This window comes from Pseudarthrobacter oxydans (assembly GCF_013314975.1).
GTDB classification, from domain to species: domain Bacteria; phylum Actinomycetota; class Actinomycetes; order Actinomycetales; family Micrococcaceae; genus Arthrobacter; species Arthrobacter oxydans.
On sequence record NZ_JABTYH010000004.1, the window covers coordinates 16,344 to 30,173 of the forward strand.

General features: G+C 58.5%; 10 protein-coding genes. 5 read left to right on the plus strand and 5 right to left on the minus strand.

The window, feature by feature from the left end; translation table 11 throughout:
* Positions 1-413: 413 nt before the first annotated feature.
* Together HTS88_RS03910 and HTS88_RS03915 are read right to left on the minus strand one after the other, a co-directional pair.
* Entirely contained in the window at positions 414-830 is a 417-nt protein-coding gene (locus HTS88_RS03910) for a hypothetical protein (RefSeq protein WP_174175707.1), read from the minus strand.
* Positions 831-903: 73 nt separating this feature from the next.
* A complete protein-coding gene (locus tag HTS88_RS03915) occupies positions 904-3,843 on the minus strand; it encodes a DEAD/DEAH box helicase (RefSeq protein WP_343044876.1) in 2,940 nt (979 codons plus the stop codon).
* Positions 3,844-4,166: 323 nt separating this feature from the next.
* On the opposite strand from HTS88_RS03915, the gene HTS88_RS22480 reads away from it, so the two are divergent.
* The 4 genes from HTS88_RS22480 (at position 4,167) to HTS88_RS03935 (ending at position 9,297) form a co-directional block, all read left to right on the plus strand.
* Positions 4,167-4,940, plus strand: coding sequence for a GIY-YIG nuclease family protein (locus tag HTS88_RS22480; protein WP_174175709.1), 774 nt, complete (start codon positions 4,167-4,169; stop codon positions 4,938-4,940).
* 248 nt (positions 4,941-5,188) lie between these two features.
* Entirely contained in the window at positions 5,189-5,947 is a 759-nt protein-coding gene (locus HTS88_RS03925; RefSeq protein ID WP_174175711.1) for a hypothetical protein, read from the plus strand.
* A 562-nt stretch (positions 5,948-6,509) separates the two neighbouring features.
* Entirely contained in the window at positions 6,510-8,090 is a 1,581-nt protein-coding gene (locus HTS88_RS03930) for an nSTAND1 domain-containing NTPase (RefSeq protein ID WP_174175713.1), read from the plus strand.
* A gap of 454 nt (positions 8,091-8,544) precedes the next feature.
* Entirely contained in the window at positions 8,545-9,297 is a 753-nt protein-coding gene (locus HTS88_RS03935) for a hypothetical protein (RefSeq protein WP_174175715.1), read from the plus strand.
* Between the two features lie 297 nt (positions 9,298-9,594).
* Here the strand turns inward: HTS88_RS03935 and HTS88_RS22115 are convergent, their stop codons facing one another.
* Complete coding sequence (locus tag HTS88_RS22115) at positions 9,595-9,756, minus strand: hypothetical protein (RefSeq protein ID WP_246255964.1); 162 nt, start codon at positions 9,754-9,756, stop codon at positions 9,595-9,597.
* Positions 9,757-9,847: 91 nt separating this feature from the next.
* Positions 9,848-10,075, minus strand: coding sequence for a hypothetical protein (locus HTS88_RS22120; RefSeq protein ID WP_246255966.1), 228 nt, complete (start codon positions 10,073-10,075; stop codon positions 9,848-9,850).
* 152 nt (positions 10,076-10,227) lie between these two features.
* On the opposite strand from HTS88_RS22120, the gene HTS88_RS03950 reads away from it, so the two are divergent.
* A complete protein-coding gene (locus tag HTS88_RS03950; RefSeq protein ID WP_246255968.1) occupies positions 10,228-13,002 on the plus strand; it encodes an alpha/beta hydrolase in 2,775 nt (924 codons plus the stop codon).
* On the opposite strand, the gene HTS88_RS03955 is transcribed toward HTS88_RS03950, so the two are convergent.
* A complete protein-coding gene (locus tag HTS88_RS03955; protein WP_343044877.1) occupies positions 12,922-13,803 on the minus strand; it encodes a nitrilase-related carbon-nitrogen hydrolase in 882 nt (293 codons plus the stop codon). The genes HTS88_RS03950 and HTS88_RS03955 overlap by 81 nt on opposite strands.
* Positions 13,804-13,830 lie beyond the last annotated feature (27 nt).

Consider the following 13,830-nt stretch of genomic DNA (forward strand, 5'->3'; position numbering starts at 1 on the left):
TGACCCAGGAGCTGGCGCTTTCTTATCACACGGCGCAGAGGGTCACGATCCATATTGTAGTGACACCGCGACGGCGCCCAGGGCCGATTCGACGAATGTCCTGCATGGAAAGTTCCGCGGCGCGGTGCGGAACGTGGGTACAGCTGTAGCCCCAGTACTCTAATACGGGCCAAACCGAGAGAAGCCAAAATGGCAGGTCTGCCCGCGCACCGAGTGCTGGCCCTCAACTTGACGGATCGCGGAGGTTTACTTCACCAACGAAGAGGACACCAAGCCATTAATTTGACGCCATGATTACCCGCAAGCACGAACACTACGGCCAAGAGGGTCCGTACAGCCCGCAATCTGTTTTTAGAAATCTGGGGCTTCCTCAGGGAAGGTCCGCCCTCATCAACTCGAACGAGGGAACTGCGTCAAGCAGACACAATTCTCTCGTAGGCCTTCCAAATCGCCGGTCGCTCTCGGATGTCGTCGACGCTCACCACTTGGATGTACCCATAAATTTTTGCCATCGGGTGCGAGCCGATCCGCACAAACGGGATGCTGAATCGATCCGCAAACTGATCTGCGGTTGGGTCTAGCGTGCAGCCATCGCGCTGCAACCAAAAATGTGTCTCCTCGCGTGTGTCTCGCGGGCCCCCTGTGCCGCTGACACCCAACCAGCCGTCTTGACCAGAGTCACGAAGCATTTTGGCCACGACGTAGGAACTCCATTGGCATGACCCATTCGGGAAGGACGCGAATCCAGCCAGCCCGCGCAAATCCGTGCGGTCTACCTTGGCGCGGAAATCTGACAGGACCAATGTTGCCTGATCAATCCATGCATTCACCCAAACTCCTCCTCACGGACTGCTGGGGCGGTTCAACGAAACGACGCCCCGGTGACCCCTGCACCGGTGGGTACTACTGTGCCACCGCAGCCGCCGTCGAGTACACATCCGCCGCCATCGGCCGGTGAAGCTTCCACGTGATCGCGATCGGTCTCTCGCCCTGGTGCTGCACGTAATCCACCTGCCCAAGGCATGTATAGGGCACGGTCAGCCCGGTCTCATCTTCGGCAGTGTTCCTCGTGAAGATCAGAACCTTCGACCCGTGTGAAGCGTGGTCTAAATAGCGGCGGCCCGTCGGGCTCGTCGGGGACGTCGCGTTCTGCGATTCCCAGTGGAACAGTTCCGGGCTAATGGCGTAGTCCTTGTACATCGTCGTTGCAGAGTGCTTCTTGTCGTCCTTGTTAAGTGTGACGAAGAAGGCATCTGTGGAAGTTACAGGACACCATGCAACACCCTCACGGTGCTGGACGTTCTTGCCCTGTTCCAGCGAGCCGTACTGCAGCGCCGCCAGAACCTCCTCGCGCCGATAGGTGGCATGAGACAAAAGCGGAATGTGCTGCAGCCCGGCACCGAGGCTCTTGGCCGCGTGTTTGGACGCGGCAACGCCGAGCTTTACGATCTGCTGAATCTCGCGGCACACAAACTGGTAGCCGCGCAGGTGGTCCAGTCCGTCGTCGTACGTTGTGAACCCACCGCCGTCATCCCAGAGCGTGTAAAAAAGCATTCGTGCAAAAGCCTGCTCGCGCATGCCAAGCTTTGCGTAGCGGGGCGCGTCGGGAGAAACCAGCATGGAATAGGCAGCGGCCCGTTCCGGATCGTCCACGTGAATCAGCGCGGCCATGCGGCCCAGCAGCTTCTTCTCCTCCGAGTACGACAGCTCCTCGATCTTCCCGCGGAGCTCTGTCTCCAGGGGCGAGAACCCTTCGATCAGCCCTGCCTGCCGGAGGTAACCGGTCCACGAATCCCTGGTGGAACGGAAGATCGTCTTCACGTCGTTCCCCGACCGCTCCAGATAGGCTTCCAGCTCGGTCTCGGCGTACGAGGCGATGTCCCGGACCAGCTGTGCCCGGTTGAACCGCAGCTGTGCCTTGATGTTGTCCAGGACCACCTTCTGCGCCACCCGGTCCAGCACGATCTGCGACCCGGAGGGCAGGTACGGGAACTCATCCTCGACAGCCTTCTCCAGCTCCTTTCGGCCGTAGCCGGTCAGCGCCCGGTAGCGCAGATCAAAGCGAAACTCACGGCGCTGCTGGCCAATGAAGTCCAGGACCGTCAGCACCGCTTTGCCCTCGGCCCGCCGGAGCCCGCGTCCCAGCTGCTGGAGGAAGACCGTGGCGCTCTGCGTGGGCCGGAGCAGCAGGATGGTATCCACCTGCGGCAGGTCCAGGCCTTCATTGAAAAGGTCGACGGCGAAGATGCAGTTGATCTCCCGCTGCCCTAGGCGGCTGAGGGCTTCCTCGCGGTCAGCATTGTCGGTGGTGCCGTCGACGGCGGCGGAGGCAATGCCGGCTCGGTTGAACACCTCGGCCATGTAGCGGGCGTGCTGGACGGAGACGCAGAAGCCGATCGCCCGCATCTGATCGGTGCTGGTGACCTTGTCCTGGAGTTCGCGAATCACCTTGGCAGCGCGGGCATCGTTTCCGGTGTAAAGGGCGCTCAGCTGGGTGGTGTCGTAGTTGCCGCGCTTCCATTTCAACTGGCCCAGGTCGACGTCGTCCGAGACGCCGAAGTAGTGGAACGGCACCAGCAGGTCGGCGTCCAGAGCGTCCCAGAGCCGCAGTTCACTGGCGGTGCGGCCTTCGAAGAACTGTTTGGCGACGTCGACGCCGTCGCCCCGTTCCGGTGTAGCCGTGAGTCCGAGGAGCTGCTGCGGTTTCAGATGGTCCAGCAGGCGGCGGTACGTGGATGCCATGGCGTGGTGGAACTCATCGATGACGACGACGTCAAAGAAGTCGCATTCCAGCTGCTCGATACCTAGGGAGGAGAGCGACTGGACCGAGGCGAAAATGTGCTTCCAGTCTTTCGGCTTGTGGTCCCCCACATAGAGTTCACCGAAGGCGCCGTCCTGCATGACGTCGCGGTAGGTGCGCATCGCCTGCTTGAGAATCTCCTGGCGATGGGCGACAAAGAGGAGTTTTAGGTCGCGGCCGGAAGCTTCGGACAGCCGTTTGTAGTCCAGGGCGGCGATGACAGTTTTGCCGGTCCCGGTGGCCGCGACTAGGAGGTTGTTGTTGTAGCCCTTGAGGCGTTCCGCTTCCAGGTCCTCGAGCATCTCCTCCTGATGAAGGAACGGCTGGACCTCGAGCCCGGTGGCGGCATCCGGAGCCGCCGTGCGACGGCCGCCGTTGCGTTCCAGCGCAGCGTCCAGCTTCTCGCCGTCACGTTCCGGGTCGTAACTCTGGAAGGCTCGCTGCTCCCAGTAGCTGTCAAAAGTAACCTCGAACTTTTGCAGGAGGGCGGGCGTGGCTACGGAACTGAGCCGGACGTTCCATTCCAGTCCGTCCAGGAGCGCAGCTTGGCTCAGGTTGGAGCTGCCCACGTAGGCGGTGTCGAAGCCTGTGTTGCGACGGAACAGCCAGGCTTTGGCATGCAGCCTTGTGGCCTGCGTTTCGTAGCTGATCTTCACCTCGGCCCCGTACCGGGTGACGAGCTCATCGATAGCGCGACGCTCGGTAGCGCCCATGTAGGTGGTCGTGATGACCCGTAGTTTCGCGCCGCGTTCTTTGATCTGCTCGAGGGCTGGCTCCAGGAGCCTCAGGCCGGTCCACCGGACGAAGGCGCACAATAGGTCGACGCTGTTAGCGGACCCCATTTCAGCCCGGAGCTCGGCAGCGAGGTTCGGATCGTCCTTGCTGTTGGTGAGGAGCGCGGAATCACTCAACCTCGTAGTGGGGCGGCGCAGGTTGCGGCGTTTAAGCGTGTCCGGGCGGTGGAGGGACTGCAGCTGCGCTGGGCCCGGATCGACATTTCCCGACGAGTTCAGTGCCTCGAGAATTCGATTGGTCAGGCTCACACGCTCCGTTGTCTTCACTTTCGATAGAGCCTGATGGGCTGCGCTGGCCACGTACCGAGCCAAAACGTCAACTCCATCTTGCTCGTCCAGATCTGAAAAGACGGGTTGGAGTTCAGGCACCTCTTCTAAGCGGGCTCCCAGTTCCGTGGTCTTGAGGAGCTCATACAGTCCTTCAGCGAGCCGTTCAGCCGCAGGCCCCCAATTAGATATGTTCACTGCGCCAGCGTACGTCAAGGGCCATTGGCAATTCACGAAGCGGCGTACACAAAGTTTGTCTGCCCAGCACTGGCAGAATTAGCTGCGGCTTTGGCTAAAATGTAGCAATGGAAGCGGACGACGGAGCCCTCGATTGGCCTATCGCTGAGCCCTGTGAAAAGGCATGGGCCGCGACACCAACACTGCCTGGGGTTTATAAGTGGTTTCTCCAGGGAAATTTCCCCTCGGATTTCGATTGGCCTCCCCCACTGGCCTCCATAAAGCCAGGTGATCTGATCTACATCGGGCGGGCGACTTCACTCCGCGCTCGAGCGAAACATCACAAGCTCCCCACGTCCAAGTCAACACTTCGCAGGGCGCTCGCAGCGCTTATGGGACTGCAGGCCGAATGGCAAGGAAGTTCGGCGCATCCGGGCCTCATTCCGGAGCATGAGAAGACGTTGACAAATTGGATGACCAATAACCTGGCCATGTCCTTTTCCCCAATCGACTCGATCTCACTCACGGAAAGCACAGAGAAGTCCCTGCGCACTTCCCTACATCCCCCGTTGAATCGGGACGGCTTGACCCCCGAACAGGAGCACACAACTGCCGCGGCAGCTGCCATGCAACGCAATGCCTTAGGTGCTCGTGGTCTGGGGAAACGGGGCACCCCAAAGAGGCCTGAACGTCCTCCTTCGCCGCAAGTCAGGACACCAGCAGCCCCAAGAAAGGACACGATAGCCGAACGGATGGCACTGACGAAGACGCTCTATGAGGAAGGATGGACGAGATCGCAGATTGCCGAAAGAGTGGGCGTGCACTCGAGCACAGTTGGAGACTACATAGCCAAGTTGCGGTACGGGGGACAGATTGACCCCGGTCGATCTCGAATGCGGTGAGGTGAGAAGCGAGGACAAGCGCTGAGTCGGAACCGGAATGGCCCAGTAGGGAGCACAAGCAACCTCGCCAAACATGTCCCCAAGGTCCTTACGTTCCAACAGGTGAAGCCGGCTATGTCTTTAGACCCCCGCCACTAAACGCGGAAACTTGTGACGATGATGAAAAGTATGGCGCGATTTCCGGGAACCTACGCAGCTGTCGTCTCAGGTACTTATCGCCCTTTGCTCTCAAGTGACTACCATGGGGCATGGACTCCGCCGTTCTCGCGGCCATCATCACAGCCGCTTTTGCTTTGCTTGTTGCACTGTATACCCAGCGTGGCCAATTTAAGCATGGCAAAGAACTTGTCGTTCTTAAGGACCATTTAGATGCGGAAAGTAGGCATCAGGAGCGCAAACTGAGTGCGCGCGCCGAATTGGACAATATTCGGGAACCCTTACTAACTGCTGCCGAGGATCTTCAGCACCGCATTTGGAACATTCGAAAAAACCACTTCCTCGATTACCTCCAGATCGCCGACAGTCATCGCCGTGAGGTGGCGCTCTTCGGGACGTTACACAGGTTCGCCACGTACTGGGCGCTCCAAGAACTCCTCTACAGCCGAACTAACATACTGCGTTTTGAATCTGATCCAGATACGAAAAATGTGGCCGAACTTGTGGGAAAGATCGCCCAAATATGCGCATCTGATAGCACTGCCGGGCTCGACCTAATTTTCTGGCGGGAAGAACAACGGGCCGTTGCAGAGCTTATGTTCGATATGAGAAGCGCAAGTCCCGTACCGCCAATTATGGGCTTTGCCACGTTCCGGAACCGGTACGACGAAGACACCCGAAGGGAGGTTGCAGAAGACTTGGCCTTCTGGCTAGGCAGTTTCGCTAAGGATCTACAAACCACAGGAGTTAATGAAAACCGACGTTTGAAAGAGCTGGATGAGGGACTTACGGGATTAATAAAAGCCTTGCGACAGGGACGGGCTGACTGCCCTGATACAGGATATCAATGACGGGCGCTCTTACTGTCAACGCTTGGGAGATGCATCCTGCATAGCCAGAGGATAAATGGAAGCTAGCTCAAGCTGTCTCAGTAGCAAGCGTGGAGCCCTTACCAAGGCAAAGAGTTCTACGTTTCGCTTTAGGGTGCTTATAACCGTTGCTCAGAAACCCTGCCAGAGACGCCAGTCTCGACTGGTTGGACGCAACTCGGGCCCGCAGGGACCTACAAATGCCGCTGCCGGTAACGGCGACGACTCCCGTCGCCGTCGCCACCATCTCCTGCAGCCTCGTAACGGTCGCAGGGCTATAGCCGAATGTCCGCCTCGATACGTCCTCCAGCTTCTCTACCAGACTTCTGCCCGGCTAGGGCTGGCACACGCCCCTCAATTAGCGCGCTGTTCCGTAAGCCGTATGCGATCCGGCGGACAAAATAATCAGGGTACGAGATTGATTGATGCGGCGAACCTTTGAAACAGCTGAATCCAAGCACCTTTCAGCCAGCGGAGAGATCAGGGAGACCCCAGACAGTTCGAATTAGGTCCAGATGAGACTGAGAGAGATTAGACTCGACGGATGACTGAACCCACTGGCGGCCATCCGGGCACTACGCCGAATCAGCAAGCGCTCGAGAAACACAAAGACAGGTTTCGACGATCCAATGCTGGCGCTGACGAATTTCTTCAGTTTCTCCGCCGCAGCGATGTTGGGGTATGGCGGATCCAGCAAGATACCGTGCCTTCCCAATGGTGGATAAACGTCACGCTCCCCGAACATCAAGAGAAGATATTTGGCCTGAATCGTGAGATCCAGGTGCTTTACACAGAGTTCCAAAATGTGCATCCTAGGGCACTGTCGGTAATCCAGAGTCGGGTTCGGAGAGACATGCGAGTTGAACCCGACCTGGCAATTCTCATCAGTCGGGACAGTAATGCGAAAGATATCGCGCGGCGTCGCGCTGGGGAGATGGCAATAATTGCCATCAATCTGAATGAGATTAGCGCCGGGGATTCACCGCTCCTACATACGCTTATCGCACAGTCGGTGGCGACCGTCGACCACTTCGACGTAGCGATTCCGGTGCGAGAACCTAGCGGGTTCTATGGTCGGCAGGCTGAGATTGAGACCATCGCGAATGACCTGAAACGGGCCGTTTCCGTGGGAATATTTGGCCTTCGGAAGGCGGGGAAAACATCGCTTCTCAACGCTCTCGACACTCTCCGAAGTAATGAGGAGCGCAACGCGACTGTTCGAGTCGACGTGAGTGAGATCATCACTGCAGAACAATTTCGCACGACTGTTCTGGAGGGCCTGTGGGCCCAGGTTCGCAGCCTTCCGGGCAATGAGAACATCCAGCCGCGTCTTCGTTCCTTGACTCGACAAGGCGCACGCCGAGTCGATCTCGTCGATTCCGCAACGTCATGGATACAGGACCTCAGAGTCCTCCTCGAAAACGTAGAGGCCCCCGCAGTCCTCATCATTGACGAGATTGACCAAGCCTTTCCATCACGATCGAATCTTGATCCGGATGAGGCTCAATCACTCTTCCGCTCCCTCGTTCAGCTTCGAAGCTTGATCCAAGAGCAAGAACACCTCGCGCTATTATGCGCAGGCGTGGATCCGGCCCTGTTTGAAAGACCTCTCGTTGACGGGAAGGACAATCTCCTCTACAAGCTCGTGCGCCTAGTTTGGCTTGCACCGATGACGCGAGATGAGATAGCAGAAATGGTGCGCTCCCTCGGCAAGCGTATGGGCGTACGCATCCGTGGTCACCAAGAAATTGATGCGTTGTACGCCCGGTACGGCGGCCACCCGCTTCTCACTAGAAAGGCATGCTCAATTGCGGCGAGCGAGCGCAAGCCCGACGATCTGCCCTTTCATATCACTACTGATGTGCTGGAAAAGGCGATGACGTCTCGTATATATGGAGGTCCTCAATATCAAGCTGCGGATGTTCTCGAATCCTTCACTGAATGGTTTCCCGAAGAATCAGCCCTTATGCGGCTCCACTTCTCCCCTGATTCAGACGAACAAGATTTGGCGGCTTTGCTTCTGCGCGATAACCCCAATGCCATGGTTCACTGTATTGCTTATGGCCTCTGCTACCCGAATCTCACTGCTCGAATTGCGGCAGCGATCGAGTCTCTAGATCGGTAGGTCGACGATGCACAGGATCGTCCGGACGTGGATCGACGAAACGGCCTACCAATTGATTGGTGGCCAGCGGCTTCTACTTCGGCTTTCGCCGCGGATAGGTAAATCCCACCTCATGGGCTTACTAGCTGAAGAACTTGGCAGTTCTGCTGTGTTAGTAAATGGAGCTGATTTATCGGAGTTAAGCCGAGAGGACCAGCGTTCGCGAATTGAGGTTCCGCTTATGGCTGCGATCGAAGAGCATGGGTCAGCACAGCTTATCTTTGATTCCTACGATCGGGCCATCATGGGCCCAAAGGGCGCACGTCTACAATCGTGGCTGAGCAGCCGTTTGATCGACGGAACTCATGCTCAAGATGTGGGCGCCATATTTACTGCCCGCTGCGGTACGGAAGTGACTAGAATTGGCGCAGGGAGTCCCCTAATGTCGCGGGTGACGCCTATGGATCCGCCTCGATTGCAGCTTGAGGACATCGAAGCTGATGGAGAGAGCACTATTCACGAATGGTTCGGAGAATCAGCCTTGCTCGCAGAACAGGCTAGTTCCTCCGAAAACTTCGAACCAATAGCGATAGCTGACCGGTTCGAGCAGGATCTGTCTTATATTGACGATGTCCAGAAGGCAGCATCCACGGCGATAGTCAGAGGTTACGTGGACCGTGAAAGGGACTCCTTCGCTGCCCGGTGTGCGGCTTACGGACTCCTGACCGAACAGGGAACGACCAAATTGCACGACCGTCTTAAGCCCGCGCTAGCCGAAAATTCAGCTAATGACCCAAGATGGCCAGGTGATTGGGAGGCTAGCATAGCGCGGTTTTCACAACTCGTTGCAGGGGCGCACGAGGTGATTTGGTCAGACAGATACATGTACCGTGATATTCAGTCCCTCAGGGCTTTTCTAAAAAAAGTCACAGAACGAACGACCTGCAGCATTAGATTGCTCGGCGGTCAAACACTAAGTGACAGATCCATTTCGGTGGCTGAGATGCTGTTGATTAACAGCCTCGCCTTCGTGGAGGCCCGTTGGATGACCGATGCTGACTACAGGACACTCCATGACCGCCATCTAGATACGGGAGCGGGCGGTTGGGTCGTTCCCCAGGTACACGTGATTGTGGGAAAGCAGGATCCTGGGAGCGCGGTCGCAGCCCCGACTGCTTCGTTCGGCGTCGATTACTCTGCTGTATGGCGGCGCTCGCTCAAACCGTAATACTGGGGCTTTTTACCTCAGCTGGCCGGCTCTGACCCGGTAGGCAAGTTCCCGGTGACAGCGGATATGCCGTGGCGTTGGATCTCCTACAACCGCCGCTGCCGGAACATCGGGAACGATTCTCGCACCCGATCCACCGTGTTCAGCGAGACCTCCACCGCCCGCACCCCGGGTTCCAGCCCTAGGTCAGCCTCGACAACCCCATCGGGTCCACCAGCACGCTCCGGCCTACCGACACCGGCGGTGATTGGCACACCCCCGCCACGTAGACGCTGTTCTCGATGGCCCGTGCCGCGTTCAGCGCCGCCACTGCTCCGTCTTGTGCTCGCCCGGCACCCAGGACGAGCAGACCAGCAGCACCTGTGCATCGGCGTCGGCCAGTGACCGGGCCAGCTCCGAGGCCTTGAACCCGCGGGCAATCAGGGCCAGGACCACCACGCCCAGCACCAGCCAGGACACCCCAGCGTAATGGCGTTGCTGTCCAGCTGGGAGAGCAGGTAGGCGCAGATGATCGCGCCGATCACCGGGACCACCACGTAGGTCACCGGGTTCAGCTGCTGCCCGGCCCGGCGCTGGCGCACATTGTGGAACACACCGAGGCGTTCACCAGCGTGAAGGCGGTGAAGGCGCCGAAGTTGATGAATGACGTCGACGTGGCCACGTCCAGGAAGATCGCGATCAGGCCCACGATGCCGGTGACCACCAGATTCGCCACCGGGTTCCGCGTGACGACGGGCTCCCCCGCATGTCGGTTCTTCAACTGGAACTCAAGCGACACCCTCGTAAGGCTCCGGATCATGGCGCTACAGCCACACTTTTCCAGCTTCAGCGCCCGCCATGGCCCGACTGCTGCGCCTGCTCAACGAGGTGCCGTCCGGTAGAGTGGTGAAGAAGTTGGGCCTATGTTGGTGAGGCGTCGTTGATTAGGAGATGCGGTTGACGGTCCTCGCAGTGGACACCCCGGAAGATGCCACGTTAGATGTGGTTTTCGTCCACGGTTTGGACGGGGACGCCCAGAGCTCCTGGAGCCGAGAGTCATCAAGTTCGTTTTGGCCTCGCTGGCTGGCGGAAGACATTCCCAGTTTGGCCGTTTGGTCCGTCGGCTATGAGGCCTCGTCGAGCAGATGGCGGGGTCGAGCAATGGCGATGGAGGATCGCGCGATCAATCTACTTGCTGAATTACAGAACCATGGCATTGGAAATCGTCCACTATGTTTTGTTACGCACAGCATGGGCGGTCTTCTAGTGAAGGAGATGCTGCTCCATGCAGCTGAAGGCCGCACTGACTTCGCCAACTTCGCCGATGCGACCAAAGGCGTCGTCTTCCTTGGCACGCCGCACACCGGCTCGGGTCTGACTAAAGCCGTTCAGGCTTTGAAAATCCTGTACCGAAGCACCCCAGCTATTCGGGATCTTAAGCGCAATAGCGCGCACCTGCGGCATCTGGGTGATGACTACCGCGATTGGTCTAATCAGGTCGGCCTTAGAAATCTGGTATTTTTTGAGGCATATCGCACCAAGGGTGTCCGGGTCGTGGATGAGGCGTCTGCAAACCCGGGCTTAGCAGGGGTCCGGCCCATACCTGTCGACGCCGACCACGTAGACATATGTAAGCCAGCCGACCGTACCTCGGTTGTTTATGGTCAGGTCTTACGCCTTCTCTCGGAAATACGAAAGGGGCGGGAAGGAAGCACGTCCTCCTCCGGATCGCAGGAGCCTTTGCTTGTACCCATCGACGAACTGGACGCGTTTGATCTGGAGGTCCACCCTGCTATATCTCAAGGGACGAATGTCGACGGACTGCCACCCTTGCCAATTTATGTCGACCGGCCACACGATCTGAGGCTTCGTCAGATTGTTAACTCATGCGAATCGGGAGAAAGCGCAGCCGCGGTTCTAGTCGGAGGCTCCTCGTCCGGCAAAACACGGGCCGCTTGGGAGGCGGTTCGTCGCTTACCGAAGTCTTGGAGCCTCTGGCATCCACTGTCTCCTGGACGTCCAAAGGCAGTTCTTGACGGGCTCGACGAGATACCCCCGCGCACGGTCCTATGGCTAAATGAACTGCAACATTACATTCTTACGTCTCCACCAGAAGTCGGCGAGGAGGTGGCGGCGAGATTGCGCGTGTTACTCCGGGACGATGGCCGAGCTCCAATTCTCATAATTGGGACAATCTGGCCTGAGTATCTCGCCAAGATATCAGCAGCTCCTCCGGGCGGAGACTTTGACTTGCATTCTCAAGCGCGCTCTTTTGTCGTTCCCGTGGAAATCAAAGTGCCTTCCAGCTTTAGCGCAGCGGAACTTGAAACGGCAAGAGAGGCTGGTGATCCACGTCTTACGCAAGCCCTCAGTCACTCCAAAGCAGGCGAGATAACACAGTACCTGGCTGGGGCGCGCGCCTTACTTGAGCGCTACGAGTCCGCACCGCCCGCTGCTCAAGCCGTCATCAAAGTAGCAATCGATGCACAGCGCCTCGGGTATGCCGAAAATCTCAGTCGTTCCTTTTTGGAGCGAGCTGCAGCGGGATATCTTTCTGATAATGAGTGGCTGGCACTCGGAGATGACTGGCTTGACCAGGCATTGGAATATACTGCTGGGAAATGTCACGGTGCTGTAGGTCTATTAGTTCGGCAGCGATTGCGGCCAGGCCAAGGAACCGAAGAACTACCGCACTTTAGACTTGCCGACTATATCGCCCAGTGGGGACGCAAAGTCCGATGCTTTGAAATTCCACCCGTCGACTTTTGGGAAGCAGGAGTAGAACATATCTCGACCGCCAAGGGGTTAGTTTTGCTTGGCGAGGCAGCGGCCATTCGATGGCGCGTTCGGTATGCAGTATTGCTATATCAACGGGCGATTGATATGGGTGAACCCCTGGCACTCCTACGTATGGGGGAGCTTGAAGAAAAGCGCGGGGATTCAACACTGGCTATCGACTTCTACCTCCGAGGTGCGCATGCCGGAAATCTCAAGGCGCAATTGAAACTCGCCGAAATGCTAACCCTTCAAGGTGAGCTCACAGATGCCAAAAAATGGCTCCGGGCAGCTGCGGATCAAGGCGAGTTCCGCGCTTTGGAGTCTTTGGCAGAGATCGCCGAGAGGGCGGGCGAGGTACCGGCGGCCATTGAATTGCTTCAACAAGCTGTTGAATTGGCCGGCCGTTTAGAAGCATCCCGCCCACTACGCCAGTTGGCTCGACTCCAGGAAAGTCTAGGTAACGACGGGGAGGCGGAAACACTGCGAGAACTATCCAAGGCAGGGTTTCAGACGGTTGTGCGGAGAAGTCTTCAAGACATTGCGAAACGCAGTGGCGGAATGACGATGCTTAAGGATGAACTCTTAGCAGGAGTTTCTGAAGCTCAAGCCGAAGGAAGAACGGCGCGGTCTTCTGACCTTGAACTGCTAGCCGAAATTTATGAGGAAGAAGGTGAATTAGATAAAGCGGAGGCAGTCGCTGATCTAGCCGCGGAGCAGGGGTACCCAACAGTTTTACTAACGCTGGTCGCTGAACGTTTTAATAGGGGCAATAAGAAGGAGGCTGAACGCTTAGCACAAAAGGCCGCAGATGCTGGAGACTCTTATGGGCTCCACGAGCTAGCGCGGTGCAACCCTGACGACGGTCGACTACAGCAACTGCTCGAGTTCGGCCTCGAGCCCGACGGGCAAATCTCCCCCCTGCCGTCTGACGCCTCCGACCACAGATAGCTTTGGACTACCGCCCGTGGTCTTACAACCTTCTTTGCCGGAACACCGGGAACGAGTCCCGCACCCGGTCCACAGTCTCCAGCGAGATATCCACCGTCCGCACGCCGGGCTCCCGCCCGAGGTCAGCCTCCACAACCCCCATCGGATCCACCAGCACGCTCCGCCCGACCGAGACCGGGGCGCCTGGCACACGCCCGCCACGTACACGCTGTTCTCAATCGCCCGGGCCGCGTTCAGCGCCAGCCACTGCTCGGTCTTGTGCTCGCCCGGCACCCAGGACGAGCAGACCAGCAGCACCTGCGCGCCGCCGTCGGCCAGTGACCTGGCCAGCTCCGGGAACCGGAGGTCGTAGCAGGTCATCAGCCCGAACCGCACTCCCCCGTACTCGAACACCACCGGGGCGGTGGACGGGCCCGGCTTGATGAACGTCGACTCCCCGAAGCCCTGCGCGTCGAAAAGGTGGATCTTCCGGTAGAAAGCCAGCCGGCCGCCGTCGGGCCCGAAAGCCACCAGCGTGTTGTACGCCCTGCCCGGCTCGTCCGAGGTCTCCACCACGCCCGCCACCAGCGCGATGCGGTGGCGGCGGGCGATGTCAGCTAGCTCCTGGCAGACGGGGCCGTCCAGCGGCTCGGCCACCGCGGGAAACGTCGCGTCCGCCTTTTTCTTCTCGTAGGTGGCGTACTCCGGGAAGGCGACCAGTGCGGCGCCGTCGCGCGTTGCCTCGGCGGCGAACCGGTCGATCGCGGCGAGGTTAACCTGGATGTCCGCGCCGGACTCCAGCTGCCCCAGCGCTATCTTCACAAGAATTCCTTCCCTCGGCCCGAAAGC